This is a genomic window from Ottowia sp. (genome assembly GCF_035325765.1).
Lineage (GTDB): Bacteria > Pseudomonadota > Gammaproteobacteria > Burkholderiales > Burkholderiaceae_C > Ottowia.
The window spans coordinates 35,808-62,506 of the sequence record NZ_DAOKZG010000001.1 but is presented as its reverse complement, the minus strand read 5'-3'; the positions used below and the strand labels follow the sequence as shown (position 1 = coordinate 62,506).

The window sequence follows — 26,699 nt, the reverse complement described above, 5'->3', positions numbered from 1 at the left end:
GAAATATTGAGCAGCTAGAATTCGGTTTCCCTGCCGCGCGTCCCCGGTTTCGTCCTGCCGCCGCTGCGCTCCCCACCATGCAGATCGGCTCCCACACCCTTCCGAATTCGCTGTTCGTCGCTCCCATGGCCGGGGTGACGGATCGGCCGTTTCGCCAGCTCTGCCGCGCCTTCGGCGCCGGCCATGCGGTGAGCGAGATGGTCACCTCGCGGCGCGAGCTGTGGGATTCGCTGAAGACCTCGCGACGCGCGGACCACGCGGGCGAGCCCGGGCCGGTGGCAGTGCAGATCGCCGGCACCGACGCGGCCATGATGGCCGAGGCGGCGCGCTACAACATCGACCGCGGCGCGCAGATCATCGACATCAACATGGGCTGCCCGGCCAAGAAGGTGTGCAGCAAGTGGGCCGGCAGCGCGCTGATGCAGGACGAGGCGCTGGCCCTGGCCATCATCGAGGCGGTGGTCGCGGCCTGCGCGCCGCTCGGCGTGCCGGTGACGCTGAAGATGCGCACCGGCTGGAGCGCCCAGGCCAGGAATGCGCTGACGATCGCGCGCGCCGCCGAGGGCGCCGGCGTGCAGATGGTCACCATCCACGGACGCACGCGCGAGCAGGGCTACCGCGGCGCGGCCGAATACGAAACCATTGCCGCGGTCAAGGCGGCGCTTGCCATTCCGGTGGTCGCCAACGGCGACATCGATTCCCCGGCCAAGGCGCGCGCCGTGCTGCAGGCCACCGGCGCCGACGCCCTGATGATCGGGCGCGCGGCGCAGGGCCGGCCCTGGATCTTCCGCGAGATCGCGCACTTGCTGGCCACCGGGCGCGAGCTCGCACCGCCGCTGGTGCTCGAGGTGCGGCGCGCGCTGCTGGCGCACCTGCAGGACCATTACGCGCTGTATGGCGAGGAGAGCGGCGTGCGCTCGGCGCGCAAGCACATCGGCTGGACCGTGCACGGGCTGCCGGGCGGTGAAGCGTTTCGCCGCCGCATGAACGCGGTCGAGAGCGCGGCCGTGCAGTGGCAGGTGGTGGCGGATTACTTCGAGGAACTGGCCGACGCGCACGAGCGCCTGCCCCGGATCGGGGTGGCGCGGCAGCTGGGCCACGTGGCGGTGGAGGCGCCGGATCGATCATGAGCAATACTGGCGCGAGCCCGATCGAGCACAGCGTGCGCACCAGCCTGGAGGCGTACTTCCGCGACTTGGACGGCACCGAGCCGGGCGGCCTGTACGAGATGCTGATCCGCGCGGTCGAGAAACCGCTGCTCGACGTGGTGATGCACCATGCCGGCCACAACCAGAGCCGGGCCGCCGAGTGGCTGGGCATGAACCGCAACACCCTGCGCAAGAAGCTGGTGGAGCACCGGCTGATCGAATGACGAATGACCACGCGGCGCTCCGACGGCCGCGCTGGCGTGCGATGAGGGAGGCACTGCGGCAGCAGAAGCGTCCTGCACGGGCTTCAGCGTTGCGCGTTCGGCATTCCGCGTGACCCCACAGATACCCATCACTTCCGGCCCCGCCCGATGCAGGGCGGTCAACGTCCAACGCTCAACGTCCGACCTCCAATGACCACGGCCCTGATTTCCGTTTCCGACAAGACCGGCATCCTTGAGTTTGCCCAGGCCCTGCATGCGCTGGGCGTGAAGCTGCTGTCCACCGGCGGCACCGCGAAGCTGCTGCTGCAGGCGGGCCTGCCGGTGACCGAGGTAGCCGAGCACACCGGCTTTCCGGAAATGCTGGACGGGCGCGTCAAGACCCTGCACCCGCGCATCCACGGCGGCCTGCTGGCGCGGCGCGACGTGCCCGGGCACATGGCCGCGCTGCGCGAGCACGAGATCCCGACCATCGACCTGCTGGTGGTCAACCTGTATCCGTTCGAGGCCACGGTGGCCAGGCCCGGTTGCACCCTGCCCGATGCGATCGAGAACATCGACATCGGCGGCCCGGCCATGGTGCGCAGCGCGGCCAAGAACTGGCGCGACGTGGCGGTGCTGACCGACGCCGCGCAATATCCCGGCGTGCTGGCCGAGTTGCAGGCCGGCGGCATCCGCCTGAAGACGAAGTTCGAGCTGGCGGTGGCGGCGTTCAACCGCATCGCCAACTACGGCGCGGCCATCAGCGACTACCTGTCGTCGATCGAGTTCGACGAGGCGATGGCCGAGGGCGAGCCCCGGCGCAGCCCCTTCCCGGCGCAGCACAACGGCCGCTTCGTCAAGCTGCAGGACCTGCGCTACGGCGAGAACGCGCACCAGCAGGCCGCGCTGTATCGCGACCTGCAGCCGGCGCCGGGTGCCATCGTCACGGCCGAGCAGTTGCAGGGCAAGGAGCTCTCCTACAACAACATCGCCGACGGCGACGCGGCCTGGGAGTGCGTCAAGCAATGGGACGTGCCCGCGTGCGTCATCGTCAAGCACGCCAACCCCTGCGGCGTGGCGCTGGGCGCCAGCGCGCTGGAGGCGTATCGCAAGGCCTTCAAGACCGACCCCACCAGCGCCTTCGGCGGCATCATCGCCTTCAACTTGCCGGTCGACGCGGCCACGGTCGAGGCCATCAGCCAGCAGTTCGTCGAGGTCCTGATGGCGCCCGCCTACACGCCGGAAGCGCTGGCGCTGCTGGCCGCCAAGCCCAATGTGCGCGTGCTGCGGATTGCGCTCGATGGCGTGCGGCGCGACGGCGCCACGCCATGGGCGCGCGGGCAGAACGCGCTCGAGTTCAAGCGCGTCGGCTCCGGCCTGCTGGTGCAGACGGGGGACTTCCATGACCTCAAGGCCGGCGACCTGAAGGTGGTGACGAAGAAGCAGCCGACCGCCGGGCAGATCGAGGACCTGCTGTTTGCCTGGAAGGTGGCGCAGTACGTCAAGAGCAACGCCATCGTGTTCTGCGGCGGCGGCATGACGCTGGGCGTGGGCGCGGGGCAGATGAGCCGGCTCGACTCGGCGCGCATCGCCAGCATCAAGGCCGAGGCGGCGGGCCTGTCCCTAGCGGGTTCGGCGGTGGCCAGCGACGCCTTCTTCCCGTTTCGCGACGGGCTCGACGTGGTGATCGACCACGGCGCGAGCTGCGTGATCCAGCCGGGCGGCTCGATGCGCGACCAGGAGGTGATCGACGCCGCCGACGAGCGCGGCGTGGCCATGGTGTTCACCGGGGTGCGGCACTTCCGGCACTGAAATGAAACACCCCCTATGTCGCTGCGCTCCATCCCCCTGCAAGGGGGACGCATCCTGTGTCCAGGGGGACCCCGGCCACGGGTTCTCCCGCCTGGCCTGCTCCGCGACCTTTGGAACGGTGGCGTTTCATGCGTCGCGGGTCGCGCGAAGCGCGGTGGAGCAACTGAAATAAGACACCCCCCTATGTCGCTGCGCTCCATCCCCCTGCAAGTGAGGCGCAGCCTGTGGCCAGGGAGACCCCGGCCACGGCTGCCGCTGGCATGGCCTGCTCCGCGGCCATCGGATTTGTGCCGTTTGATGCCCTGCGGGTGATTCAGCGCGTCATGTGGGGCTGCTGTCTTCACCGGACGCCAGCCGCTCGAAGCGCTCGTCCTTGAGCTGCCACAGCTCGGCCAGCCAGGCCTGCACGGTCGTGGCGTTCAGGGGTGCGTCGCCATCGGCCGTGGGCACCGGCCGGCGCTCGATGTGCACGCGCACTTCGTGCAGGCGCCCGCACAGCGCGTCGATGAAGCTCGGGACGCGGCCCGGGTAGACGATGGTGACGTCGAGCACGGCGTCGAGCCGGTCGCCCAGGACGTCGAGCGCCATCATGACGCCGCCGGCCTTGGGGCGCAGCAGGTGGCGGTAGGGCGAGTCCTGGGCCGCGTGCTTGGCGGGCGTGAGGCGCGTGCCTTCGATGAAGCTCATGACCGAGGTCGGCAGGGCGCGAAAGCGCGCGCAGGCGGCGCGCGTCGCCGCCAGGTCCTGGCGGCCACTGGCCCCGCCGCGGCGCAGAAAGGGAAAGTCCAGCGCCCACCAGGCCAGGCCGACCAGCGGCACCCAGATCAGCTCGCGCTTGATGAAGAACTTGAGGAAGGGCGCACGGCCCTGCAGGCAGCGCTGCAGCACCAGGATGTCGACCCAGCTCTGGTGGTTGGCGATGACCAGGTACCAGGCCTGCCGCTGCAGCCCGTCCGGCAGGCGGACCTGCCAGCGCGTGCGGTTGATGCGCTGCAGCCCGGCCAGGTTGAGGCGATTCCAGGTGTCGGAGATCGCCATCACGGCGCGATCCAGCGGCGCGATCGGCGGCAGCGGGCGCGCCAGCAGCTTGAGCAGCACCAGCGGCGCCAGCAGCGCGAACAGCAGCAGGGTGTAGACGACCAGCGCGAGCGCGGCCGCGGTGCCGGTGAGCAGCGCAGGCACGGGGGAACGGCTCGGCGCGCGGCTCAGCCGCCGCCGAGCTCGGCAAACACCGCGCGCGCGGCCTCGATGGTGGCGTCGATGTCGGCGTCGCTGTGCGCGGCGCTGACGAAGCCGGCTTCGTACAGGGCCGGCGCGATGTAGACGCCGCGCTCCAGCAGGCCGTGGAACAGCCGGTTGAAGCGCGCGCCGTCGCTGCGCATCACCTCGCCGTAGTTGCGTGGCAGTTCGGGCAGCAGGAAGAAGCCGAACATGCCGCCCTCGCTGTCGGCGGCAAACGGAACGCCGGCATCGCGCGCGGCCGCCACCAGGCCATCGACCAGGCGGTGCGTCCTGGCCGTCAGCGCCTCGAAGAAGCCGGGCTTGCGGATCTCGCGCAGCGTGGCCAGGCCGCAGGCCGTGGCCACCGGGTTGCCGCTCAGGGTGCCGGCCTGGTAGACCGGGCCCAGCGGCGCGAGCTGCTCCATCACCGTGCGCTTGCCGCCAAACGCGGCCAGCGGCATGCCGCCGCCGATCACCTTGCCCATGACGGTGATGTCGGGCTCGAAGCCGGGGATGGAACGGGCATAGACGCTTTGCGCGCCGCCCAGGGCGACGCGAAACCCGGTCATGACCTCGTCGTAGATCAGCAGCGCGCCGTGCTGGCTGCACAGCTCGCGGCAGCGCCGCGTGAAGTCGACGCTGGCGCGCACGAAGTTCATGTTGCCGGCGATCGGCTCCATGATCAGGCCGGCGAGCTTCGGTCCGTGCTCGGCAAAGGCCTGTTCGAGCTGCTCCAGATTGTTGTATTCGAGCACGATGGTGTCGTGTACCACCTCGGGCGGCACGCCGGCGCTGGTCGGGTTGCCGAAGGTGGCGAGGCCCGAGCCGGCCTTGACCAGCAGGGCGTCGGCGTGGCCGTGGTAGCAGCCCTCGAACTTGATGATGCGGTTGCGCCCGGTGGCGCCGCGCGCCAGCCGGATCGCGGTCATGCCGGCCTCGGTGCCGGAGTTGACCAGGCGCAGCATCTCCATGCCCGGGCGCAGGGCGAGGATTTCCTCGGCCAGCTCGATCTCGCGCTCGGTCGGGGCGCCGAAGGAGAAGCCCTCGGCGGCGGCGCGCTGCACCGCTTCCAGCACGGCCGGATGGCCGTGGCCGAGGATCATCGGGCCCCAGGAGCCGATGTAGTCGATGTAGCGCTGCTCGTTGGCATCCCAGAAATACGCGCCCTGGGCGCGCTGCACGAAGCGCGGCGTGCCGCCGACGGCGCGAAAGGCGCGCACGGGAGAGTTGACGCCACCGGGGATCACGCGGCGGGCGCGTTCCATCAGCGCGTCGTTGGAATCAGTGTCTGGTTTCATGGGTCGGGTAGGGGAAGGTGGGGGACGACGCGGCGTCGTCGTCCGCGCCGGCGGCCTCGGGCTCCTCGGCCTCGGCCCAGAACAGGCGGTCGGCGATGGCGCGGCCCATGCCGGGGCGAAAGCCGTGGTCGAGCGCCTGGTCCAGGTATTGCAGGGCCTCGACGCTGGCCTCGACCAGCTCGGAGCCCATCGCCAGCAGCCCGGCCAGCGCCGCCGACAGCAGGTCGCCGGCGCCGAGGAAGCCGGCGTCGATGCGCTCGAAACTCTGGCGGCACAGCTCGCCCTGCGGCGACGCCAGCACGCTGGCGATGCGGTCGCCCGCCTCGGGCAGGCCGGTCACCAGCACGTAGGGGACGCCGAGGGCGGCCGCGGCGCGCGCCAGGTCGCCGCTGCCGGCGCTGCGGCGCGACGCCGATTCGGGCAGCAGCCAGTGGCGCAGCGTGGTGTTGTTGCCCACCAGCACGTCGACCTGCGGCAGCAGCAGCTCGCGCAGTGCGTCCTGGTAGGCATCGATGGCCTGCTCGTCCCACCAGGAGAGGTCGGGCATGTAGAGCACCACCGGCAGTTCGGGGTAGTCGGAGACGAAGGCGGCAATCGCCGCCACCGCCTCGGGGCTGCCGACGAAGCCGACCTTGAGCACCCGCACCGGCACGTCCTCGGCCACCAGGCGCGCCTGCTCGGCGATGGTGGCGTCGTCCAGCGCCACGTGCTCGAGCGCCTCGCGCGTGTCGCGCAACTGCACGCCGGTCACCACCGGCAGCAGGTGGGCGCCGACCGAGGCCACCACCAGCGCATCGCCCGCCAGGCCGCCGGCGCCGGTCGGGTCGCTGGCGTTGAAGCTCAGCACTGCCGGCGGCTCGAGATCGACCGCGGGTGCCGGACTGTCGTTGTCTTGCGACGTTTTTTCCGCCATTTTGTTGCTCAAGTGCCGAATTTGAGACCTTTTCGACACCTTGTGGGGGGGCGAAATCGTTTACCTGTTGATACAATAAATTGCATTTTGGTATTTGCGACTTTTGTATTAGCGAGAGCAATCAGCATGGACTGGCCCTGGGACGCACCCGGCAACCACGGTGGCACGCCCATCCCGGCATGGTATCGCGCCCCGCGCGGCTCGGCCGGATCCGGCGTCCGGGAGCGTGGCGGCGCGGGCCCGTGGCCGGGGCAGCGCATCCTGCGGCCACGCGTGCCGGGCGGGCCCGGCGGCGCGGCAGCAGACAACAGGAGACCCACGTGAACGCAAGGATTTCGAGAAAGGTGCTGGTGATCGACGACAGCAACACGATCCGCCGCAGCGCCGAGATCTTCCTCAAGCAGGGCGGGCACGAGGTGATGCTGGCCGAGGACGGCTTCGACGCCCTGTCCAAGGTCAGCGACAGCGCGCCCGACCTGATCTTCTGCGACATCCTGATGCCGCGCCTGGATGGCTACCAGACCTGTGCCATTATCAAGCGCAATCAAAAGTTCGCAGCCACCCCGGTCGTGATGCTGTCGTCCAAGGACGGCGTGTTCGACAAGGCACGTGGCCGCATGGTCGGCTCGCAGGACTACCTGACCAAGCCGTTCACCAAGGATCAGTTGCTGCGTGCCGTCGACGAGTTCGGCGTGGCCAGCCAAGGAGCCGTGTAAATGCCCATTCGCAAAGTCCTGATCGTCGACGATTCCAAGACCGAACTGCTGTTCCTGAGCGAGATGCTGGGCCGTGCCGGCTACAGCGTGAGCACCGCCGAGGGCGCCGAGGAGGCGCAGGCGCGGCTCGCGCAGGCCAAGCCCGACCTGATCCTGATGGATGTCGTGATGCCGGGACAGAACGGTTTCCAGCTCACGCGCTCGCTCAGCCGCGACCCGCGCTATGCCGACGTGCCGGTGATCATGTGCACCAGCAAGGGCCAGGAGACCGACCGCGTCTGGGGCATGCGCCAGGGCGCGCGCGACTACGTCGTCAAGCCGGTGGACGAAGCCGAGCTGCTGGGCAAGATCAAGGCCCTGGGTTGAACCATGGCTGACAAGCAGGCGCTGCTCGAATTCCAGGCCCACCTGGCCGAACGGCTGCGCGTGGCGCGCACCGGCACGGCGGCAGCGTCCTGGCTGGCGGTGCGCGCCGGCCCGGCGCGGCTGCTGATTCCGCTCAGCCACGCGGCCGAGATCTTCCCCTGGAGCGAGGTGCAGCACGTGCCGCACGTGCAGCCCTGGTTCCTGGGCGTGACCAACCTGCGCAGCACGCTGTGCGGGGTGGTCGACCTGGCGGCCTTCCTGGGCGGCCAGTCGGTGGCCGCGCGCAGCCCGGCGGCACTCGCGCAGTGCCGGCTGGTCGGCTTCAACGCGCTGCTGGAAGTCAACTGCGCGCTGCTGGTGGACGAGCTGCTGGGCATGCGCACGACCGAGGCCTTCGTGCGCTCGACCCCTCCGGCGCCCTCCGAGCCGCCCTACTTCGGTCACGCCTACGTGACCGCGGGCGGCGAATCCTGGCGCGAACTCAACTTGCAGGTGCTGGCGCAACAGTCGGGTTTTCTCGACGTGGGCGCCTGAATCCAGTCTCTCGAGGTGACACCCATGGCACTGATTGGCAGCTTTTCCACCCGGTTCAACAAGCAGGAGGCGTCGAGCGCGCCGGTCGAGCGCGACGATACCCAGTCGCTGGAGAGCCTGGGCGCGGAGCCGGGCTACGAGTCTTCGGTCGACTCGGATCCGGCCTACGCCGTCAGCGGCGATCCGGTGATCGACGTGGTGAGCGATGACGGCGCGTTCGAGGTGCCGGGGCTCGGGGCGCGCCCGGCGGCGAGTCACCAGCGCCTGTTCTCGACCGTGCTGGCACTGGCCCTGCTGGCGCTGGTGGTGGTGGTGTACTGGACGATTTCCGGCGCCGATCGCGCTGCCCAGCAGGTGGCGGCCACCGGCCAGGCCCTGATGCAGTCGCAGCGTCTGGCCAAGTCGGTGTCGCAGGCGCTGCTGGGCAGCCGTTCGGCGTTTGCTGAGGTCAAGGACAGCGCGGACGCGCTCTCGCGCAGCGTCGGCGGCCTGCAGTCGGGCGGTTCGGGCGTGCAGGCGCTGGGCGCGGCCTACGCGGCCGAGCTCGACCAGATCGTGCCGACGGTGCAGCGCGCGGAAAAGAGCGCGGCCACGGTGCTGGCGCAGCAGGAGGTGATGGCGCAGGTGGGCGGTGCGCTGCGCACCATCAGCACGCGTTCCTCCGATCTGCTGGAGGCGGCCGAGACGGTGTCGACGCTGAAGTTCCAGCACGGCGCGCCAGCCAGCGAACTGACCGCCTCCGGGCAGCTCGTGATGCTGTCGCAGCGCATCGGCAAGTCGGCCAGCGAACTGCTCACCGTGGAGGGCATCAACCCCGAGGCGATCTTCCTGCTGGGCAAGGACGTCACCACCTTCAGCACGCTGGCGCGCGGCATGCTCGACGGCAGCGCCGAGGCGCAGCTCGCGCCGGCGCGCAACGCGCAGACGCGTGATGCGCTGGGCGCGTTGCTGAAGATCTACGGCGAGGTGCAGACGCAGGCGACCAGCGTGCTCGACAACATCCAGGGCCTGGCCTCGGTGCGCGACGCGCAGAACCAGATCGTCACGGACAGCGAGCCGCTGCGCCAGCAGCTCGAGACCCTGCAGGCGCGCCTGTCCGCGGCTTCGGGCGTGGGCCTGAAGAACTGGCTGCTGATGGCGTTGGCGCTGCTGGTGGCGGCGGCCTCGATTGCCGGCCTGGTCTACAGCTCGCTGCGCGAGAGCCGCCAGCGCGAGTCGCTGGCCGAGCTGCAGCGCCAGAGCGCGCAGCAGCAGGAGCTCGATGCCAAGCGCATCAACGACGCCAACCAGGCCGCCATCCTGCGCCTGATGAACGAGCTGCAGACGGTGGCCGAGGGCGACCTGACGCAGGAAGCCACGGTGACCGAGGACATCACCGGCGCCATCGCCGACTCGGTGAACTACACCGTGGAGGAGTTGCGTTCGCTGGTCGGCAGCGTGCAGAGCACGGCGACGCGCGTGGCGCAGACGACCTCGAAGGTGGAGGCCACGTCCTCCGGCCTGCTGTCCGCCTCGACCGAGCAGTTGCGTGAGATTCGCGATACCGGCCAGTCGGTGCTCGACATGGCCCAGCGCATCAACGAGGTCTCGACCCAGGCGCAGGAATCGGCGACGGTGGCGCGCCAGTCGCTGCAGGCAGCCGAGTCGGGCCTGGCGGCGGTGCAGAACGCGATCGGCGGCATGGACGCGATCCGTGACCAGATCCAGGAGACCTCCAAGCGCATCAAGCGCCTGGGCGAATCGTCGCAGGAGATCGGCGAAATCACCGAGCTGATCTCGGACATTACCGAGCAGACCAACGTGCTGGCGCTCAACGCCGCCATCCAGGCCGCCTCGGCGGGCGAGGCAGGGCGCGGCTTCTCGGTGGTGGCCGAGGAGGTGCAGCGGCTGGCCGAGCGTTCGGCCGACGCGACGCGCGAGATCGCCGCGCTGGTGAAGGCGATCCAGACCGACACCCAGGACGCGGTGGCCGCCATGGAGCGCTCGACCCAGGGCGTGGTGCAGGGCGCGCAGCTGTCCGACCGCGCCGGGGCGGCACTCTCCGAGATCGACCGCGTGTCGCGCCAGCTGGCGCAGCTGATCGAGCAGATTTCCGCCTCGACCTCGAGCGAGGCCAGCCATGCCAACGTGGTGGCCGAGAACATCCAGCACATCTTCGCGGTGACCGAGCAGACCGGCGAGGGCACGCGCTCGACGGCGCAGCAGGTGCGCGACCTGGCACGCATGGCTGACGAGCTGCGCCAGTCGGTGGCGCGCTTCAAGATCGCCTGAACCCGGGGCCGGCGTGCGCGCCGGCGGCCCGCGCCCGCCCCACGAACCCCCAAGGCATCGACCCATGGCGACCCTTCACCCCACCCTCCCGGCATCCGAAGCACTGGCCCAGGCCAGCGACCTGGGCCCCCTGGCCTGGGTGCTGGAGGAGACGCGCAAGTCCGTGCAGGCGGCGACCAAGGCGCTGAAGCGCTTCGCGCACGAGGCCGAGCGCGCGCGCGGGGTGGACCTGGCCTCGGTCGATGCCAGCCAGTTGCGCGTGGCGCGCCAGCAGCTGCACCAGGTGGCCGGCGCGCTCGAGATGGTCGAGCAGGACATGGCGGCGCGCATGGTGCGCGGCATGGAGGCGGTGGCGCAGCAGTTCGTCGCCCACCCCGACCGGTGCTCCGAGGCCGCTGCCGCGACGCTCGAGCGCTGCGGCTTCGCCCTGGTCGAATTCGTGCAGGACCAGCTCAGCACGCGGCCGCGTCCCACCCTGGGCCTGTTCCCGGCGTACCGCCAGGTGCAGGAAATGGCCGGCGCCGACCGCATCCACCCAGCCGACCTGTGGTCGGTGCCCTGGCGCTGGCTGGACGCGGACACGCCGGCAGCGGCGCAGCCGCTGGCCTGCGACCCGGTGGTGCGCCAACGCTTCGACCACGGCGTGCTCAAGGTCATGAAGCGCGGCGACGTGCACGCCGCCGCCGAGCTGGCGACCGTGAGCCGGTCGCTGGCCGCCGGCGTCGGCGCGGCGACGCGGCCCGCCATGTTCTGGAAACTGGTGGCCGGCTTCTTCGAGGCGCTGGCGCAGTCGCTGCTGCCACTGGACGTCTACGTCAAGCGCGCGGCCTCGCGCATCCTGCTGCAATACACCACGCTGGCGCGCGGCGACGCCGAGGTCTCCGAGCGCCTGGCGCACGACCTGCTGTTCTTCTGCGGCCAGGCGCAACCGGTGGATGCCGCGGCGGCACCGGTGCTGGCGGCGGTGCGGGCGGCCTGGGGACTCGACGCGCTGGCGCCCGTCTCCTACGAGGTGTCGACCTTCGGCCTGTACGATCCGGCGGTGCTGGCGCAGGCGCGCCGGCGCATCGAATCGATCAAGGAGAACTGGTCGGCGCTGGCGGGCGGGGACATCGGCCGCCTGAAGGCCAGTGTCGACCAGTTCGGCCTGGTGGTCGATTCGCTCGAGCGCCTGCACGAGCGCAGCAAGCCGCTGGCGCAGGCGCTGGCGGCAGTGGCGGCCCTGGTCGGCCGCGGCGGCCAGGTGCCCGCGCCCGAGCTGGCCATCGAGACGGCCACCACCCTGCTGTTCCTGGAGGCTTCGTTCGAGGATTTCCGCCCTGACGACGTGATCTTCGCCCAGCGCATGGACCAGCTCGCGGCGCGGCTCGATGCCGTGCGCGAGGGCGGCCACGCGCCCGGCCTGGAGCCGTGGATGGAGGAGCTCTACCGCAGCGTCAGCGACAAGCAGACGCTGGGCACGGTGGTGGGCGAGCTGCGCGTCACCCTGGGCGAGGTAGAACAGCACCTGGACCGCTTCTTCCGCCAGCCGGCCGACACCGCGCCGCTGGATGCGGTGCCGGACCTGATGCAGCAGATGCGGGGCGTGCTCAACGTGCTGGGGCTGGACCAGGCCGCCCTGGCGGTGGGGCGCATGCGCGAGCAGGTCGAGCAACTGCGCGGCGTGGGCGCCGACCTGCAGGAGGCGGCAACCGCGGCGCAATTCGAAACCCTGGGCAACAGCCTGGGCGCGCTGGGTTTCCTGATCGACACGCTCGGCTACCAGCCCACGCTGGCGCGTCAGCTGTTCTTCTTCGACGCCGACAGCGGTGAATTCCATTACGTGATCGAGCGCACGCGCAGGGGTTTCGCCGAGCTGGCCGAAGCGCCGGCCACGGCCCCGGCGCCGCTCGAGGTGCCGTCCCGTGCCGCGCCGCTGGAACTGCCGGCGTCGGATACCGGCCCGGTTCCGATCGAACAGCTGGAGCAGATCGCGGCGCGCGCGGCGCTCGACGAGCGGCCGGCGCTGGCCCAGGCCGCCAGCCGCGCGGCCGAAGCCGCGCGCCAGGACGACGGCACCGTCCTCGACAGCGCGCTGCGCGAGCTGGAGTCGGCCGCGTCGGATCGCCCGATGCCGTTGCCGACGCCTGAAGCGGCGCCCGAAGAGGCGCCGCTGGACGATGACGATGACCTGCTGGAGATCTTCCTGGAGGAGGCACGCGAGGTCCTGGCCACGGGCAACGCCGCGATCGCGACCCTGGCCGATGCCCCTGCCGACCTGGAAAGCCTGACCACCCTGCGCCGCGCCTTCCACACGCTCAAGGGCAGTTCGCGCATGGTCGGGCTGGCGGAATTCGGGGCCGCCGCCTGGGCGCTGGAGCAGCTCCTCAATGCCTGGCTGGCGGAGCAGAAGACTGCCGATGCCCCGCTGCGCACGGTCGCCGGCGACGCACTGGCGGCGTTTGGCCAATGGGTCGAGGCGATTGCGGGCCAGGCGGCCGAGGCCTGGCGTGCCGAGCCGTTCGAGCAGCTGGCCGACGCCCTGCGCCTGCAGGGCGAGCAGCGCGTGCTGGCGCTGGCGCCCCAGGCCGGCGCGGTGGCGGAGCCGCTTGCGGTGGAGAGCGACCTGTCGGCCGACGCGGCGACCGCCGAGGCCGTGGCATTCGAGGCGGCGGCGCCGGCGTTGCTGCCCGAGCTCCCCGATCTGGAGTTGGGACAGGCCGGGCTGCCCGAGCCGGCGCCCGCCCTGGCAGAGGACGAGGCGCAGCAGGAGTCCGCCACCGACGCAGCGCCGGCGCAGGCCGAAGCGGTCGGGTTCGACGACGACCAGGCCCTGCTCGAAGCCGAACCGGAAGGCGGGGAACCGCTGCCGGCCATGGGCCTTGACACGGCCCTGGCCGCGTTCGACCTGCCCGGCCTGGAGCTGTCGGATCCGCTGGTGCTGGACAGCTCGTTCCAGCCGGCGTCGCAGCTCATGCCACTCGCCGACGGCGTTGACGACAGCGCCCCCGCGCCGCTCGAACTGGATGCCGGGCTGGCGCGCAGCATCGACGTGCTGGCGGACACGCCGCCCGAGGCCGAGCCGGTCGCGTTCGAACTGGACCTGGCGGCATTTGACCAGCAGCCACCCGGCGCGGACGCGCCGCAAGCGCTGGCGCCGGAGCCGGTCGAAGACGATCCCGCGGCACGGGCACCGGAACGCCTCGAAAGCGCGTCCGAACCTGCAGCGCTGGTGCCGGAGGCGGCGGCCGAGGAAGAGCCCGCGGCGCTGCCGCCGGAGCCGGCCGAGTCCGACCCCGCGGCACGCACGCCGGAGTCGGTCGAGGACGAATCCGCGGCGCTGGCGCCGGAGCCGGCCGAAGAAGCGCTCGCCGAACCGGCCCCGGCCCGGGACCAGGCGGCGATCCAGGAGGTCGGCGACCTGCGCATCAGCCAGCCGCTCTACAACGTCTACCTGGGCGAGGCCGAAACCTGGTCCGAGCGCCTGTTGTCGGAGCTGTCCGAATGGGCGTTGCATCCGGAAGCGCCGATGCCCGAGCGCGCGATTGCCTGCGCCCATTCGCTGGCCGGCAGTTCCGCCACGGTGGGCTTCACGGCATTGTCGGAACTGGCGCGCGCGCTCGAGCATGCGCTCGATCGCCTGCAGGGGCAGGCAGCGGGCACGGCCGAGCAGGCCGCGGTGCTGGGCCGCGCCGCCGACGATATCCGCCGCCTGTTGCACCAGTTCGCGGCGGGCGCGCTGAAGGCGCCGGCCGCCGGCCTGCTGGCCGCGCTGCATGCGCTGGAGCCCGCCGTGCCCGGCGTCGCGGCAGCGCCACTCGAAGCCGGGCCGCAACGGCCCGAGGCGGCGGCGCCGCTCCTGGTCGATGCCGCGGCATCGAGCCTGGCCCCGCTGGAGCCGCTGCACAGCGTGGCGGTGCCGCTCGAACAGCCGCACGAGCTGGAGGAAGGCATCGACGTGGTCGACGGCATCGACCCCGATCTGTTCCCGATCTTCGAGGAAGAGGCCGACGAACTGCTGCCACGCCTGAGCGCCGCGCTGCGCCAGTGGGTGGCGCATCCGGGCGACCTGGAAGCGCGCGCGCAGGTGCTGCGCGTGCTGCACACGCTCAAGGGCAGCGCGCGCCTGGCGGGCGCCTTGCGCCTGGGTGAAATGGCGCACCGCACCGAGTCGGCGGTCGAGGCACTGGGTACCGAGGATCTGGCGCCTGGCGAAATCGCACCGCTGCAGGAGTACCTGGACCACCTGCTGGGCGATTTCCAGCAGTTGCGCACGGCCGCCCACGCGGCGCCGGCGGCCACGCCGCTGGCCGCGCCCGAGGCGCCGGCGCGCGTGGACGAGGCGGCCGAGGCGGCCGAGGCGGCGGTGCCGCAGCCGCAAGCCGAGCCCGAGCTTGCGGGCGAACCGGCGGGCGAGGTGGCGGGAGCAGTGGCGGGAGAAGTGGCGGCGCCGACCGCGTTCTCCTTCGCCGCGGCGCGCGTGCATGCGCGCCAGACGGTGCGCGTGCGCGCCCAGCTGCTCGACCGCCTGATGGCGCAGGCTGGCGAGGTGATGACCGCGCGCGCCCGCCTCGAAGCCGACATGAAGCAGTTGCGCAACCTGCAGACCGAGCTGGCCAGCAACGTCGAGCGCCTGCGTCGCCAGGTGCGCGACGTCGAACTGCAGGCCGAGACGCAGATGCAGTCGCGGCTGGCCCAGTCGCGCGACGCGCAGCACAGCTTCGATCCGCTCGAGCTCGACCGTTTCACGCGCATGCAGGAAGTCACGCGCATGATGGCCGAATCGGTCAACGACGTGGCCACCGTGCAGCGCAACCTGCAGCGCGTGATCGACTCCAGCGAGGATGACCTGGCGGCCCAGGCGCGCCAGTCGCGCGCGCTGCAGGACGACCTGCTGCGCACGCGCATGGTCGAATTCGACGGCATTTCCGAGCGCCTCTACCGCGTCGTGCGCCAGGCCGCCAAGGTGGCGGACAAGCAGGTGCGCCTCGACATCCTCGGTGGCAGCATCGAAATCGACCGCGGCATCCTGGACCGCATGACGCCGGCCTTCGAGCACCTGCTGCGCAACTGCGTGGTGCACGGCATCGAGGCGCCAGCCGAGCGCAGCGCGCGCGGCAAGGACGCGACCGGCGTCATCACCATCACCGTGCAGCAGTCGGGCAACGACGTGGCGATCGAGTTTGCCGACGATGGCGCCGGCCTGGACCTGGAGCGCATCCGCGCGCGCGCACTCGAGCGCGGGCTGATCCAGCCGGGGCAGGCGCTCGCGGACGGCGAGCTGGCCGAGCTGATCTTCGCGCCCGGCTTTTCCACCGCGCGGGAAGTCACCGAGATCGCCGGCCGTGGCGTCGGCACCGACGTCGTGCGCTCGGAGGTGCTGGCCCTGGGCGGCCGGCTCGAGACGCGCAGCGAGGCGAGTCGCGGCGCTGCCTTCCGTCTCGTGCTGCCGCTCACCACCGCCGTCACCCAGGTGGTCATGATCCGGGTCGGCGACCTGGTGGTCGGCGTCCCCGCGAGCCTGGTCGAGATCCTGCTGCGCGGCGCCGAGCAGGACCTCGACGCAGCCTACGAGAGCGGCGTGTTCGGCTATGACGGGGAGGCCGTGCCGTTCTTCTGGGCCGGCACCCTGCTGCAGCATTCGGCCCGCAGCAGCGATGCGGCGGCGCGCAAGGCGCCGGTCCTGATCCTGCGCTCGGCGGCGCAGCGCGTGGCGCTGCACGTGGACGAGGTGCTGGGCAACCAGGAAGTGGTCATCAAGGCGCTCGGACCGCAGCTCTCGCACCTGCCGGGCCTGGTCGCCATCACGGCGCTGGCTTCGGGCGCGGTGCGACTCATCTACAACCCGGTGGCGCTGGCCTCGGTCTACGGCGAGCGCGCGCGCGCCTTCGGGACCCAGCCGGCCGCCGTGCCGGCGACGGCGCTGCCGGGCGTGCCGACGCCGGCCGCCGCCTCGCACATTCCGCTGGTGCTGGTGGTCGACGACTCGATCACCGTGCGGCGTGTCACCCAGCGCCTGCTGCAGCGCGAGGGCTATCGCGTGGCGCTGGCCGCCGACGGCCTGCAGGGGCTGGAACGCCTGCAGCAGGAGCGCCCGGCGGTGGTGCTGTCGGACATCGAGATGCCGCGCATGGACGGCTTCGACTTCCTGCGCAACATCCGCGCCGACGCCGACCTGCAGGACCTGCCGGTGGTGATGATCACCTCGCGCATCGCCGAGAAGCACCGCGAGCACGCACGCCAGCTGGGCGCCGACCACTACCTGGGCAAGCCGTATTCGGAGCAGGAGCTGCTCGAGCTGATCCGTGCCTATGCCCACGCCCAGGCGCCCAGCCCGGTACTCTGACGGCGCCCACCCCGCGGCGCCGGCGTCGGGGCCGCGCGCGCCGAACTGCCCAGGCCCCGGCGCGGTCGGTGCGCGACCTGGCCGCGGCCGGTAAAATCGCGCCATGCCCGCCGATCCCGCGCCGATCAACCTGACGAACCACTTCCTGATCGCCATGCCGGGCATGGTCGACGAGAATTTCGCGCGCAGCGTGGTCTACGTGTGCGAGCACAGCACGCACGGGGCGCTCGGCCTCATCATCAACAAGCCGGGCGGCATCAGCATGGCCGACCTGTTCGAGAAGGTCGACCTGCCGCTGTCGCGCGGCGACCTGGGCGCGCAACCGGTGTTCCATGGCGGCCCGGTGCAGACCGAGCGCGGCTTCGTGCTGCACGACCCGATCGTGGTCGAGGGACTGGCGCCCGACGAGTCCGTCTACGCTTCCACCCTCACGGTGCCCGGGGGCCTGGAGATGACCACGTCCAAGGACGTGCTCGAAGCCCTGTCCTCGGGCGGCGGACCGCGCCGCGTGATGGTGACCCTGGGCTATTCGGCCTGGGGCGAGGGCCAGCTCGAGTCCGAGATCGCCGGCAACAGCTGGCTCACGGTGGATGCCGACGCGACGCTGGTGTTCGATACCCCGATCGAGCAGCGCTACGCGCGCGCGCTCGGCCTGCTGGGGCTGGAGGCGTGGATGCTGGCGCCCGATGCCGGCCACGCGTGAGAGGCCGCGGGCCGGTGATGGACGACACGGTGCCGGCGGAACAGAGCCAGTTCCTGGCGTTCGACTTCGGCCTCAAGCGCACCGGCGTGGCGAGCGGCAACCGCCTGACGCGCAGCGCCACGCCGCAGGGCACGATCCGCGCCGAGGGCGCGGCGCGCTGGGCGCCGATCGACGCCCAGGTGCGCCAGTGGCAGCCCGATGCCCTGGTGGTCGGCATCCCGCTGCATCCCGATGGCGCCGAGCACGAGAACACGCGCCGCGCGCGCCGCTTCGCGCGCCAGCTGCGCGCGCGTCACGGCCTGCCGGTGTACGAGGTCGATGAGCGCTACAGCACCACCGAGGCGCGGGCCGCGGGCGCGCGCGACACCGATGCGGCCGCCGCGGCCATCATCCTGGAGCAGTTTCTGAGGAATCTCGCATGAGCACGCTGGCACTCGATGCCGAGGCCCTGTACGGCGAGCTGCTGCGCGGCGTGCGCGGCCTGCTGGAGCCCGAAACGCAGTTGGCCGGCGTGGTCTCGGGCGGCTGGTGGCTGGCCGAGCGCCTGCAGCGCGACCTCGGTCGCGCCGGCGCGGCCGGGGCCCTGTCCTCGGCCATGCACCGCGACGACTTCGCGCGCCGCGGCCTGGCCGCCGCGGCGCAGACGCGGCTGCCGTTCGAGGTCCATGGCGCCGACATCCTGCTGCTGGACGACGTGCTCTACACCGGTCGCACCATCCGCGCCGTTCTGAACGAGCTGTTCGACTATGGCCGGCCGGCGCGCGTGCGCCTGGCGGTGCTGGTCGACCGCGGCGGGCGCGAGCTGCCGATGGCGGCCGAATTCGCCGCCGCGCGGGTCACGCTGCCGGCCAGCCAGTCGCTCGAGCTGGCGCGCGGGGACGATGGCCGCTTTCGCTTCCACATCGAAAGGCGGGACTGAGCATGCTGGGCCGGGGCAATCCCCAACTCAATCGCCACGGCGAGCTGATCCACCTGCTGTCCACCGAAGGGCTGTCGCGCGAGCTGCTGACGCACATCCTCGACACCGCGGCGCAGTTCGTCAGCGTCAGCGACCGCGAGGTCAAGAAGGTGCCGCTGCTGCGCGGCAAGAGCGTGTTCAACCTGTTCTTCGAGAGCAGCACGCGCACGCGCACCACCTTCGACATCGCCGCCACGCGGCTGTCCGCCGACGTCTACACGCTGGACATCGCGCGCTCGTCGACCAACAAGGGCGAATCGCTGCTCGATACCGTGGCCAACCTGAGCGCCATGGCGGCCGACCTGTTCGTCGTGCGCCACGGCGAGAGCGGCGCGCCCTACCTGCTGGCGCGCCACGTGGCGCCGCACGTGCACGTCATCAACGCCGGCGACGGGCGCCATGCGCACCCGACGCAGGGCCTGCTCGACATGTACACGATCCGCCACTACAAGCAGGACTTCTCCAACCTCGTGGTGGCGATCGTCGGGGACATCCTGCATTCGCGCGTGGCGCGCTCGGACATCCATGCCCTCACCACGCTGGGCGCGGCCGAGGTGCGCGTGGTCGGCCCCCGTACCCTGGTGCCGGGCGACCTGGCGCCGCTGGGCGTGCGTGTCTGCCACACGCTGGAGGAGGGCATCCGGGATGCCGACGTCATCATCACCCTGCGCCTGCAGAACGAGCGCATGAGCGGCGCCCTGCTGCCTTCCAGCCAGGAATTCTTCCAGAGCTTCGGCCTGACGCCCGAGAAGCTGCGCTGGGCGCGGCCCGACGCCATCGTCATGCACCCCGGACCCATCAATCGGGGCGTCGAGATCGATTCGCGCGTGGTCGACGGCGGCCAGAGCGTGATCCTGCCGCAGGTGACCTTCGGCGTCGCCGTGCGCATGGCGGTGATGAGCATCGTGGCGGGGAACGAGGCATGAAATGACGCTCCCCCTGAGTCGCCTGCGGCGCCATCCCCCTGAGGGGGATGCACCCAGTGGCCAGGGAGACCCTGACCACGGGTGCACTGGAATGGCCTGCGCCGCGGCCGCCCGATCCGGGAAGGTGGAAGCTGTTTTGATGGGCAAGACATGAAGATCCTGATCCAGAACGGCCGCGTGATCGACCCGGCATCCGGGCGCGACGAACGGGCCGACGTGGCGATCGCGGCCGGCCGCATCCTCAGCATCGGGCGCGTGCCGCCGGGCTTCACGCCGACGCGCAGCATCGATGCCGCGGGTTGCTGGGTGCTGCCGGGCCTGGTGGACCTCGCGGCGCGCCTGCGCGAGCCCGGGCACGAGCACGCCCACATGCTGGAGAGCGAGATGGCGGCCGCCGTCGCCGGCGGCGTCACCAGCCTGGTGTGCCCGCCCGACACCGACCCGGTGCTGGACGAGCCCGGCCTGGTCGAGATGCTGCGCATGCGCGCCGAGAAGCTGCACCAGGCGCGCGTGTTTCCTCAGGGCGCGCTCACGCGCGGCCTCAAGGGCGAGGTGCTGACCGAGATGGTGCTGCTGACCGAGGCCGGCTGCATCGCCTTCGGCCAGGCCGATGCGCCCATCGTCAACATCCAGGTGCTGCAGCGCGCGCTGCTGTACGCGGGGACCTTCGGCTACGCCATCTGGCTGCGTCCGCTGGATCCCTGGCTCGGCGGCGGCGTCGCCGCCAGCGGGCCGCTCGCCATGCGCATGGGGCTGGCGGGCGTGCCGGCCGCGGCCGAGACGATCGCCCTGCACACCGTGTTCGAACTGCTGCGCGCCCTGGGCGGCGGCGCCGCGCCGCGCGTGCATCTGTGTCGCCTGTCGAGTGCCGCCGGGGTCGAGCTGCTGCGGCGTGCCAAGGCCGAGGGGCTGAACGTCACGGCCGACGTCAGCATCCATTCGCTGCACCTGATCGACCACGACATCGGCTACTTCGACAGCCGCGCGCGCCTGAATCCGCCACTGCGGCAGCAGCGCGACCGCGATGCCCTGCAGACGGCGCTGGCCGACGGCACGCTTGATGCCCTGGTGTCGGACCATACGCCGGTCGAGCCGGACGCCAAGCACCTGCCGTTCGCCGAGGCCGAGCCGGGCGCGACGGCGCTCGAGCTGCTGCTGCCACTGGCGCTGAAATGGGGCGAGCAGCGCGGCGGGCCCGGCCTGGCGCGCGCGCTCGAAGTCGTGACCCAGGGACCAGCGCGCGTGCTGGGGGCCGCGCTCGGCACGCTGCAGGCCAGTTCGGGTCGGCTGGTCGAGGGGGGCGTGGCCGACCTGTGCGTGTACGACCCCCGGGATTTCTGGCAGGTCGAGCCGTCGGCGCTGCGCAGCCAGGGCAAGCACACGCCGTTCGAGGGCCACGAGATGCCGGGCCGCGTGCGCTGGACCCTGGTCGGAGGCCATCTGGCGCACGCCACCGACGCCGTGCCGGCTTGAACCTGAATCCGATGGCTGGGTGCGCTCGGCAGCGCCATCCTCGGCGTGCCAAGCCCGACGCGAGGAGGCCGCGCGCGGGTGTGCCGCGCGACGCGCGCCCGGCGTCAGGCCGCCGCGCGCGGGGCCTGTGATTCGGGCGCGAACACCACCACGTGGTCGACGTCGGGCTGGATGCCGATCCACTCGCCGATGCGGTGGTTGTGGTGGCTCGGCACGTGGGCCATCACCGTCTCGCCGCTGGCCAGGCGTAGCGTGTACAGGAATTCCGAGCCGCGAAACGCCTTGCGGATGATCTGCGCCTTCACCGGCGACTGGTCGTCGTGCACGATGTCGTCGGCGCGCAGCAGCAGGTCGCAGCGCCCGCCCGGATAGGCGCTGGGCAGCGGGCACTCCGCGGTGTCCTTCAGGCGCCCGAGCGGGGTGTCGACATGGGGGCCGCCGGCGTCCAGCACGATGTGCGCCGGCACGAGCACGCCGTGGCCGATGAAGTCGGCAACGAAGCGCGTGGCCGGTCGGTGGTAGAGCGTGTAGGCGTCGTCCCACTGGTGCAGGTGGCCCTCGTCCATGACGCCGATGCGGTCGCCGATGGCAAAGGCCTCGAACTGGTCGTGCGTCACGAACAGCACCGTGGCGCCAGCCGCCTTCAGGATGGCGCGCAGCTCATGGGCCAGGCGCTCGCGCAGGTCCGCGTCCAGATTGGAAAACGGCTCGTCCAGCAGCAGCAGGCGCGGGCGCGGCGCCATCGCGCGCGCCAGCGCCACGCGCTGCTGCTGGCCACCCGAGAGCTCGTGCGGGAAGCGGCGCTCGCTGCCCGGCAGGTCGACCAGGGCCAGCACTTCGGCAACGCGCTTGGCGCGCTCGGGCGGCGGCAGGTGGCGCAGGCCGAAACCGACATTGCGCCCCACGTCGAGGTGCGGGAACAGGGCGTAGTCCTGGAACACCATGCCAATGCGGCGCTGCTCGGGCGGCACGTGCAGGTGTGCGCCGCTGACGGTCTCGCCGGCCAGCGCGATGCTGCCGCCGCACACGCGCTCGAGCCCGGCGACGGCACGCAGCAGCGTGGTCTTGCCGCAGCCCGAGGGGCCGATCAGCACGCCGATCTCGCCGGCCTGCAGGATGAGCGAGGCTGCCCGCACCGCCGGGCGCGACTGGCCCGGGTAGCACACGTCCACCTGGTCGATGCGTAGGAACATGGCGGGGATTGTAGATGCGTACAATTCTCATTTGCACTGGTGCGTGCACCAGCCACTCCACCGACCCCGGTTCTGCGCGCGCGCGGCCGGTCTCGCCCGCCTCGCATCCATCTTGCGCTCGCTGCCTTCCCTGATCCTTGCCGCCGTCGCGCTGGCGCTGGCGCTGCCGGTGCTGGCGCTGGTCAGTTCCTGGGGTCAGTGGAACGCCGTCTCGGCGCAGATCCTGCAGGAGATGGCCGGCACCGTGCTGCCGACCTATTTCGGCGTGACGGTCGAACTGGCGCTGCTGGTCGGCATCGGCGTGGTCGCGCTGGGCGTGCCGGCGGCGGTGCTGGTGACGGTGTTCGACTTTCGCGGCCGGCGCAGCTTCGAATGGCTGCTGTTGCTGCCGCTGGCCATGCCGGCCTACGTCACGGCCTACGCCTACACCGACTTCCTGCAGTTCTCCGGGCCGCTGCAGAGCTGGCTGCGCGCCAGCTTCGGCCTGCAGGGCCGGCTGCTGCCCGAGGTGCGCAGCCTGGGCGGCGCGGCCTGGGTGTTCTCGTTCTCGCTCTATCCCTATGTCTACCTGCTGACGCGCACCGCGCTGGCCGAGCGCGCGCCGCACCTGATGGAGGCAGCGCGCCTGCTCGGTGCCAGCCTGCCGCGGCGCCTGCGCGAGGTGGCGCTGCCGATGGCGCGTCCGGCGGTGGCGGCAGGCGTGGCGCTGGCGCTGATGGAGGTGCTGGCCGACTACGGGGTGTCGGCCTACTTCGGCCTGCAGACCTTCACGCTCGGCATCTACAAGGCCTGGCTCTCGATGGACAACCGCACGGCGGCGGCGCAACTGGCCACCGTGCTGCTGGCGCTGGCGGCGCTGCTGCTGTGGCTGGAGCAGCGCGCCCAGCAGCGCCTGCGCTTTGCCAGCTCGGGCGCGCAGCACAGCAGCTCGACCGAGGCGCGGCCGGTGCGGTTGCGCGGCTGGCGCGGCGCGCTGGCCTGGCTGCTGTGCCTGCTGCCGGTGCTGATGGGCTTCGCGCTGCCGGTGCTGTTCATGCTGCGGCCGCTGTCGGCCGACTGGTCGGTGCTGCCCTGGGACCGCTTCCTCGGCTGGGCCTGGAACAGCGTGCGCCTGGGTGCCATGACGGCGGTCCTGGCGGTGCTGGCCGCCTGGTTCCTGGCCTTCAGCCTGCGTCACGGGCCGACCGCGCTGCGCCGCGGGGCGGTGCAGGTGGTCTCGCTCGGCTACGCCATCCCGGGTGCCGTGGTGGTGGTGGGGGTGCTGCTGCCGGTGGGCTGGCTGCAGCAGCGCTGGCCCGAGTCGGGCGCCGGCGGCTGGGTCACGGCCACCGTGCTGGGCCTGCTGTGGGCCTACCTGGTGCGCTTCGTCTCGGTCGCGCTGCAGTCGATGCAGGCCGGCTACGCGCGCCTGCCGCGCAGCCTGGACGAGTCGGCCAGCCTGCTCGGAGCGCGCGGGCTGGAGCTGGCCGCGCGCGTGCACTGGCCGCTGCTGCGGCGCGCCGGTTTCGCCGCCGGCCTGCTGGTATTCGTCGACGTCATGAAGGAGCTGCCGGCCACCGTCGTGCTGCGCCCGTTCAACACCGACACGCTGGCGGTGGTGGCGGATCAACTGGCGCGCGACGAACGCCTGGGCGAGGCCGCGCTGCCCTCGCTCGCGCTGGTGCTGGTGGGCCTGGTGCCGGTGATCCTGCTCAGTCGCACGCTGCGCGCCCATCGCCACGAGGATGCCGAGCACGTATAGTTCAGGTGGGTTCGTGTCGTCTCGCACCATGGATCAAGCCAAGCAACCCCTTGTCGCCGAAGCGGAGCACAAGACCGACGAAGTCTTCGAATCGGCGGCCGAGGTGTTTCGCCTGATGTCGGCGCCGATGCGGCTGAAGATCATCAGCGCGCTGTGCCATGGCGAGAAGAACGTGGGCGAGCTGCTGGCGCACATCCCCACCACCCAGCCCAACATGAGCCAACACCTGGGCGCGCTCTACAAGGCGGGCGTGGTCGGCAAGCGGCGCGACGGCGTGCAGATCTACTACCGCATCACGAACGACCGCGTGGTCGCGTTGTGCCGCGCCGTCTGCACCCAGATCGCCTCCGAGAGCAACCTCTACTGAGCCCGGGGGCAGGGCCCCCCTTGGTCCGCGCGGCGCGCCGGGATGGCTGCGGCGCACGGCGATCCGGCGGATCGATCGCTGGGCCTGGCACCCACGCGGACTGCGGCGGATGCACCCGGGTCTGGGGTAATCCCCCAGTGTCAGACCCGAAACCCGCGCTATATCATCGAGCGACGATATAAATCGCCACGAATTTCCGTCAGCCTTCGTTGTATTCATCGGGGAGGATCCACGCAATGAAACGGACTTTGCTTGTCGGCCTGGCGGCCGGCCTGATGACGGTGCTCGGCACGGCCCATGCCCAGACCGATGTGCTGCAGGTGCGCAGCTGGGCCGCGGCCTGCGCCAACTGCCACGGCACGAACGGACATGCGCAGCCGGGCAACGAGCCGCTGGCGGGCGTGGCCAAGGACGAGCTGCTGAAGAAGCTGAAGGACTTCAAGAGCGGCGCCAAGCCGGCCACGGTGATGCACCAGCTCGCCAAGGGCTACAGCGACGAGCAACTGGACGCGATCGCCGGCTGGTTCGCGGCGCAGAAGAAGTGAGGGAGGCAGCCATGATCGATCGTCGTCAATTCATTCGTGCAGGTTCGGCCGCCACCGCGGTGTCCACGCTCGGCCTCGCGGCCGGCTGCGCTTCCACCGGCTCGGGCGCCGGCGGCAAGGTGGTGGTCGTCGGCGGCGGCTACGGTGGCGCCACGGCCGCGAAGTACATCCGCATGTGGTCGGAAGGCCGGGTCGAGGTCACCCTGGTCGAGCCGGGCGAGGTGTTCATCTCCTGCCCGATCTCCAACCTGGTGTTGGGCGGCAGCAAGCAGATCGCCGACATCACCACGCCCTACGACAACCTCGCCAAGCGCCACGGCGTGAAGATCGTGCGCGATCGCGTCACCGCCATCGACGCCGACAAGCGCCAGGTGCGCCTGGCCGGCGGGGCCACCCTCGGCTACGACCGGCTGGTGCTGTCGCCCGGCGTCGACTTCATGTGGGATGCCCTGCCCGGCATGACCAGGCCAGGCGCCCAGGACCAGGTGTTGCACGCCTGGAAGGCCGGGCCGCAGACCGTCGCGCTGCGCAAGCAGCTCGAGGCCATGCCCGATGGTGGTGTCTATGCACTGGCCATCCCGCTGTCGCCCTACCGCTGCCCGCCCGGGCCCTATGAGCGCGCCTGCCAGGTGGCGTGGTACTTCAAGCAGGCCAAGCCCAAATCCAAGGTGCTGATCCTCGACGCCAACGACGACGTCACGTCCAAGGGCCCGTTGTTCAAGAAGGCCTGGGCCGAGCGCTACAAGGGCATCATCGAATACCGCGGCGGCCACAAGCTGATCGATGTCGATGTGGCCACCAAGACGCTGAAGTTCGACTTCAACGACGACGTCAAGGCCCAGGTGCTGAACGTCGTGCCGCCGATGCGCGCCGGCGACGTCGCGCACAACGCGGGCCTGACCACGGCCAACAAGCGCTGGTGCGAGGTCGACTGGCTGACCATGGAGTCGGTGGCGGCGAAGAACATCCACATCCTCGGCGATGCGCTGCAGATCGCGCCGGCCATGCCCAAGTCCGGCCACATGGCCAACCAGCATGGCAAGGTGGCGGCGGCCGCCATCGTGGCCCTGCTTTCGGGTCGCGACGTCAACCGCCTGCCGATCTACAACAACACCTGCTACAGCTTCGTCAGCGACACGGACGTTATCCACGTCGCCAGCGTGCACCGCTACGAGGCCGACCAGAAGACCATGGTGCCGGTCAAGGGCTCGGGCGGCGTGTCGGTGGCGGCCAGCGAGCTGGAGGGCCGCTACGCCATGGCCTGGGCACGCAACATCTGGGCCGACACCCTGGCATGAGGCGGGCCCTGCTGGCCGCCGCCGCGCTGGCCCTGGCCGGCGCGGCTTGGGCGCAGGACGGCAGCGACACCACCGCCCGCGCCCAGAAGATCATCGGCGGCTCCTGCTTCCTGTGCCACGGCGCCGAGGGCGAATCGGCCAGCGAGGTGTTCCCGCGGCTGGCGGGCCAGAACGCCGAGTACATCGCCAAGCAGCTCGAGAACTTCAAGAACGGCACGCGCAAGAGCACGGCCATGGCCAGCATGGTGGCCGAACTGTCGCCCGAGGACATGGTGGCGCTCGGCCGCTTCTACGCCAGCCGCCCGCCGCACCAGGAGGTGGCCAGTGACGCGGCGCTGGCGGGGGTGGGCAAGTACCTCTACCAGGCCGGCAACAAGTGGAGCGGGGTGCCCGCCTGCGCGAGCTGCCACGGCCTCACCGGCGCCGGCAGCGCGACCCTGCCGCGCCTGGCCGGCCAGCACGCAGCCTACCTGGAAAACCAGCTCAAGCAGTTCCATCAGCGCGCGCGCAACAACGACAACGCCGTGATGCACACCGTGGCCGAGAAGATGACGGCGCTGGAGATGGCAGCCGTGGCCGAATACCTGAGCGGCCAGTAGCCCCGGCCCGCGACCCTGGTCGCCACAGGGCCGGCCATGGGCGGGCAGTCGCGGCCGAGGAGCAGCGAGCGCCTTGGGCGACTCGGGAG

General features: G+C 71.2%; 22 protein-coding genes. 18 read left to right on the top strand and 4 right to left on the bottom strand.

The features are described 5' to 3' along the window. Positions 1-77 precede the first annotated feature (77 nt). From dusB to purH, 3 genes are all read left to right on the top strand, one after another. Positions 78-1,130: a tRNA dihydrouridine synthase DusB gene (gene dusB, locus PKA16_RS00290; RefSeq protein ID WP_324399223.1), complete on the top strand. Its 1,053-nt coding sequence runs from the start codon at positions 78-80 to the stop codon at positions 1,128-1,130. After that, positions 1,127-1,372 carry a helix-turn-helix domain-containing protein gene (locus tag PKA16_RS00285; RefSeq protein ID WP_324399221.1) on the top strand — a complete coding sequence of 82 codons (246 nt, stop codon included), beginning with the start codon at positions 1,127-1,129 and terminating at the stop codon, positions 1,370-1,372. Before dusB ends, PKA16_RS00285 begins: the two co-directional genes overlap by 4 nt. Before the next feature lie 189 nt (positions 1,373-1,561). Beyond that, positions 1,562-3,163 (top strand): bifunctional phosphoribosylaminoimidazolecarboxamide formyltransferase/IMP cyclohydrolase, encoded by a 1,602-nt coding sequence (purH, locus tag PKA16_RS00280; protein WP_324399219.1) that lies wholly within the window; start codon positions 1,562-1,564, stop codon positions 3,161-3,163. 321 nt (positions 3,164-3,484) lie between these two features. Here purH and PKA16_RS00275 read toward each other — a convergent pair whose 3' ends face one another. From PKA16_RS00275 to PKA16_RS00265, 3 genes are read right to left on the bottom strand one after another with little or no spacing between them, the layout of a single operon-like run. Further along, complete coding sequence (locus PKA16_RS00275) at positions 3,485-4,345, bottom strand: acetyltransferase (RefSeq protein WP_324399217.1); 861 nt, start codon at positions 4,343-4,345, stop codon at positions 3,485-3,487. A gap of 23 nt (positions 4,346-4,368) precedes the next feature. Next, positions 4,369-5,682, bottom strand: a complete 1,314-nt coding sequence (hemL, locus tag PKA16_RS00270; RefSeq protein ID WP_324399215.1) for a glutamate-1-semialdehyde 2,1-aminomutase — start codon at positions 5,680-5,682, stop codon at positions 4,369-4,371. Continuing rightward, positions 5,666-6,607 (bottom strand): bifunctional hydroxymethylpyrimidine kinase/phosphomethylpyrimidine kinase, encoded by a 942-nt coding sequence (locus PKA16_RS00265; RefSeq protein WP_324399213.1) that lies wholly within the window; start codon positions 6,605-6,607, stop codon positions 5,666-5,668. The genes hemL and PKA16_RS00265 overlap by 17 nt, the downstream gene beginning before the upstream one ends. A gap of 308 nt (positions 6,608-6,915) precedes the next feature. On the opposite strand from PKA16_RS00265, the gene PKA16_RS00260 reads away from it, so the two are divergent. From PKA16_RS00260 to PKA16_RS00215, 10 genes are all read left to right on the top strand, one after another. After that, positions 6,916-7,311, top strand: coding sequence for a response regulator (locus tag PKA16_RS00260; RefSeq protein WP_324399211.1), 396 nt, complete (start codon positions 6,916-6,918; stop codon positions 7,309-7,311). Continuing rightward, entirely contained in the window at positions 7,312-7,677 is a 366-nt protein-coding gene (locus PKA16_RS00255) for a response regulator (RefSeq protein WP_324399210.1), read from the top strand. 3 nt (positions 7,678-7,680) lie between these two features. Continuing rightward, positions 7,681-8,211: a chemotaxis protein CheW gene (locus tag PKA16_RS00250; RefSeq protein WP_324399207.1), complete on the top strand. Its 531-nt coding sequence runs from the start codon at positions 7,681-7,683 to the stop codon at positions 8,209-8,211. Between the two features lie 24 nt (positions 8,212-8,235). Next, complete coding sequence (locus PKA16_RS00245) at positions 8,236-10,482, top strand: methyl-accepting chemotaxis protein (RefSeq protein ID WP_324399205.1); 2,247 nt, start codon at positions 8,236-8,238, stop codon at positions 10,480-10,482. Positions 10,483-10,546: 64 nt separating this feature from the next. Then, a complete protein-coding gene (locus PKA16_RS00240) occupies positions 10,547-16,807 on the top strand; it encodes an Hpt domain-containing protein (RefSeq protein WP_324399203.1) in 6,261 nt (2,086 codons plus the stop codon). Between the two features lie 103 nt (positions 16,808-16,910). Then, positions 16,911-17,510, top strand: a complete 600-nt coding sequence (locus tag PKA16_RS00235; RefSeq protein WP_324399201.1) for a YqgE/AlgH family protein — start codon at positions 16,911-16,913, stop codon at positions 17,508-17,510. A 17-nt stretch (positions 17,511-17,527) separates the two neighbouring features. Further along, the gene (ruvX, locus tag PKA16_RS00230) at positions 17,528-17,932 is read left to right on the top strand and encodes a Holliday junction resolvase RuvX (RefSeq protein ID WP_324399198.1); all 405 of its coding nucleotides are present in this window, start codon (positions 17,528-17,530) and stop codon (positions 17,930-17,932) included. Next, positions 17,929-18,429, top strand: coding sequence for a bifunctional pyr operon transcriptional regulator/uracil phosphoribosyltransferase PyrR (gene pyrR / locus PKA16_RS00225; RefSeq protein WP_324399196.1), 501 nt, complete (start codon positions 17,929-17,931; stop codon positions 18,427-18,429). The genes ruvX and pyrR overlap by 4 nt, the downstream gene beginning before the upstream one ends. Before the next feature lie 2 nt (positions 18,430-18,431). Beyond that, positions 18,432-19,394 (top strand): aspartate carbamoyltransferase catalytic subunit, encoded by a 963-nt coding sequence (locus PKA16_RS00220; protein ID WP_324399194.1) that lies wholly within the window; start codon positions 18,432-18,434, stop codon positions 19,392-19,394. Between the two features lie 150 nt (positions 19,395-19,544). After that, positions 19,545-20,867, top strand: a complete 1,323-nt coding sequence (locus tag PKA16_RS00215) for a dihydroorotase (protein WP_324399192.1) — start codon at positions 19,545-19,547, stop codon at positions 20,865-20,867. Between the two features lie 104 nt (positions 20,868-20,971). Here PKA16_RS00215 and PKA16_RS00210 read toward each other — a convergent pair whose 3' ends face one another. After that, positions 20,972-22,060 (bottom strand): ABC transporter ATP-binding protein, encoded by a 1,089-nt coding sequence (locus PKA16_RS00210; RefSeq protein WP_324399190.1) that lies wholly within the window; start codon positions 22,058-22,060, stop codon positions 20,972-20,974. A 109-nt stretch (positions 22,061-22,169) separates the two neighbouring features. Here PKA16_RS00210 and PKA16_RS00205 point away from each other — a divergent pair, with 109 nt between their 5' ends. The 5 genes from PKA16_RS00205 (at position 22,170) to PKA16_RS00185 (ending at position 26,610) form a co-directional block, all read left to right on the top strand. Beyond that, complete coding sequence (locus tag PKA16_RS00205; RefSeq protein WP_324399443.1) at positions 22,170-23,801, top strand: iron ABC transporter permease; 1,632 nt, start codon at positions 22,170-22,172, stop codon at positions 23,799-23,801. 28 nt (positions 23,802-23,829) lie between these two features. Next, positions 23,830-24,168 (top strand): metalloregulator ArsR/SmtB family transcription factor, encoded by a 339-nt coding sequence (locus PKA16_RS00200; RefSeq protein WP_324399188.1) that lies wholly within the window; start codon positions 23,830-23,832, stop codon positions 24,166-24,168. Between the two features lie 236 nt (positions 24,169-24,404). Next, positions 24,405-24,713 (top strand): c-type cytochrome, encoded by a 309-nt coding sequence (locus PKA16_RS00195; RefSeq protein ID WP_324399186.1) that lies wholly within the window; start codon positions 24,405-24,407, stop codon positions 24,711-24,713. Positions 24,714-24,727: 14 nt separating this feature from the next. Next, positions 24,728-26,011: an NAD(P)/FAD-dependent oxidoreductase gene (locus PKA16_RS00190; protein WP_324399441.1), complete on the top strand. Its 1,284-nt coding sequence runs from the start codon at positions 24,728-24,730 to the stop codon at positions 26,009-26,011. After that, positions 26,008-26,610: a c-type cytochrome gene (locus PKA16_RS00185; RefSeq protein ID WP_324399184.1), complete on the top strand. Its 603-nt coding sequence runs from the start codon at positions 26,008-26,010 to the stop codon at positions 26,608-26,610. Before PKA16_RS00190 ends, PKA16_RS00185 begins: the two co-directional genes overlap by 4 nt. Positions 26,611-26,699: the final 89 nt, after the last annotated feature.

Coding starts and splice junctions, on each gene's coding strand:
- dusB (WP_324399223.1), top strand. CDS start 78: ATGCAGATCGGCTCCCACACCCTTCCGAATTCGCTGTTCGTCGCTCCC.
- PKA16_RS00285 (WP_324399221.1), top strand. CDS start 1,127: ATGAGCAATACTGGCGCGAGCCCGATCGAGCACAGCGTGCGCACCAGC.
- purH (WP_324399219.1), top strand. CDS start 1,562: ATGACCACGGCCCTGATTTCCGTTTCCGACAAGACCGGCATCCTTGAG.
- hemL (WP_324399215.1), bottom strand. CDS start 5,682: ATGAAACCAGACACTGATTCCAACGACGCGCTGATGGAACGCGCCCGC.
- PKA16_RS00255 (WP_324399210.1), top strand. CDS start 7,312: ATGCCCATTCGCAAAGTCCTGATCGTCGACGATTCCAAGACCGAACTG.
- PKA16_RS00250 (WP_324399207.1), top strand. CDS start 7,681: ATGGCTGACAAGCAGGCGCTGCTCGAATTCCAGGCCCACCTGGCCGAA.
- PKA16_RS00245 (WP_324399205.1), top strand. CDS start 8,236: ATGGCACTGATTGGCAGCTTTTCCACCCGGTTCAACAAGCAGGAGGCG.
- PKA16_RS00240 (WP_324399203.1), top strand. CDS start 10,547: ATGGCGACCCTTCACCCCACCCTCCCGGCATCCGAAGCACTGGCCCAG.
- PKA16_RS00235 (WP_324399201.1), top strand. CDS start 16,911: ATGCCCGCCGATCCCGCGCCGATCAACCTGACGAACCACTTCCTGATC.
- ruvX (WP_324399198.1), top strand. CDS start 17,528: ATGGACGACACGGTGCCGGCGGAACAGAGCCAGTTCCTGGCGTTCGAC.
- pyrR (WP_324399196.1), top strand. CDS start 17,929: ATGAGCACGCTGGCACTCGATGCCGAGGCCCTGTACGGCGAGCTGCTG.
- PKA16_RS00220 (WP_324399194.1), top strand. CDS start 18,432: ATGCTGGGCCGGGGCAATCCCCAACTCAATCGCCACGGCGAGCTGATC.
- PKA16_RS00215 (WP_324399192.1), top strand. CDS start 19,545: ATGAAGATCCTGATCCAGAACGGCCGCGTGATCGACCCGGCATCCGGG.
- PKA16_RS00210 (WP_324399190.1), bottom strand. CDS start 22,060: ATGTTCCTACGCATCGACCAGGTGGACGTGTGCTACCCGGGCCAGTCG.
- PKA16_RS00200 (WP_324399188.1), top strand. CDS start 23,830: ATGGATCAAGCCAAGCAACCCCTTGTCGCCGAAGCGGAGCACAAGACC.
- PKA16_RS00195 (WP_324399186.1), top strand. CDS start 24,405: ATGAAACGGACTTTGCTTGTCGGCCTGGCGGCCGGCCTGATGACGGTG.
- PKA16_RS00185 (WP_324399184.1), top strand. CDS start 26,008: ATGAGGCGGGCCCTGCTGGCCGCCGCCGCGCTGGCCCTGGCCGGCGCG.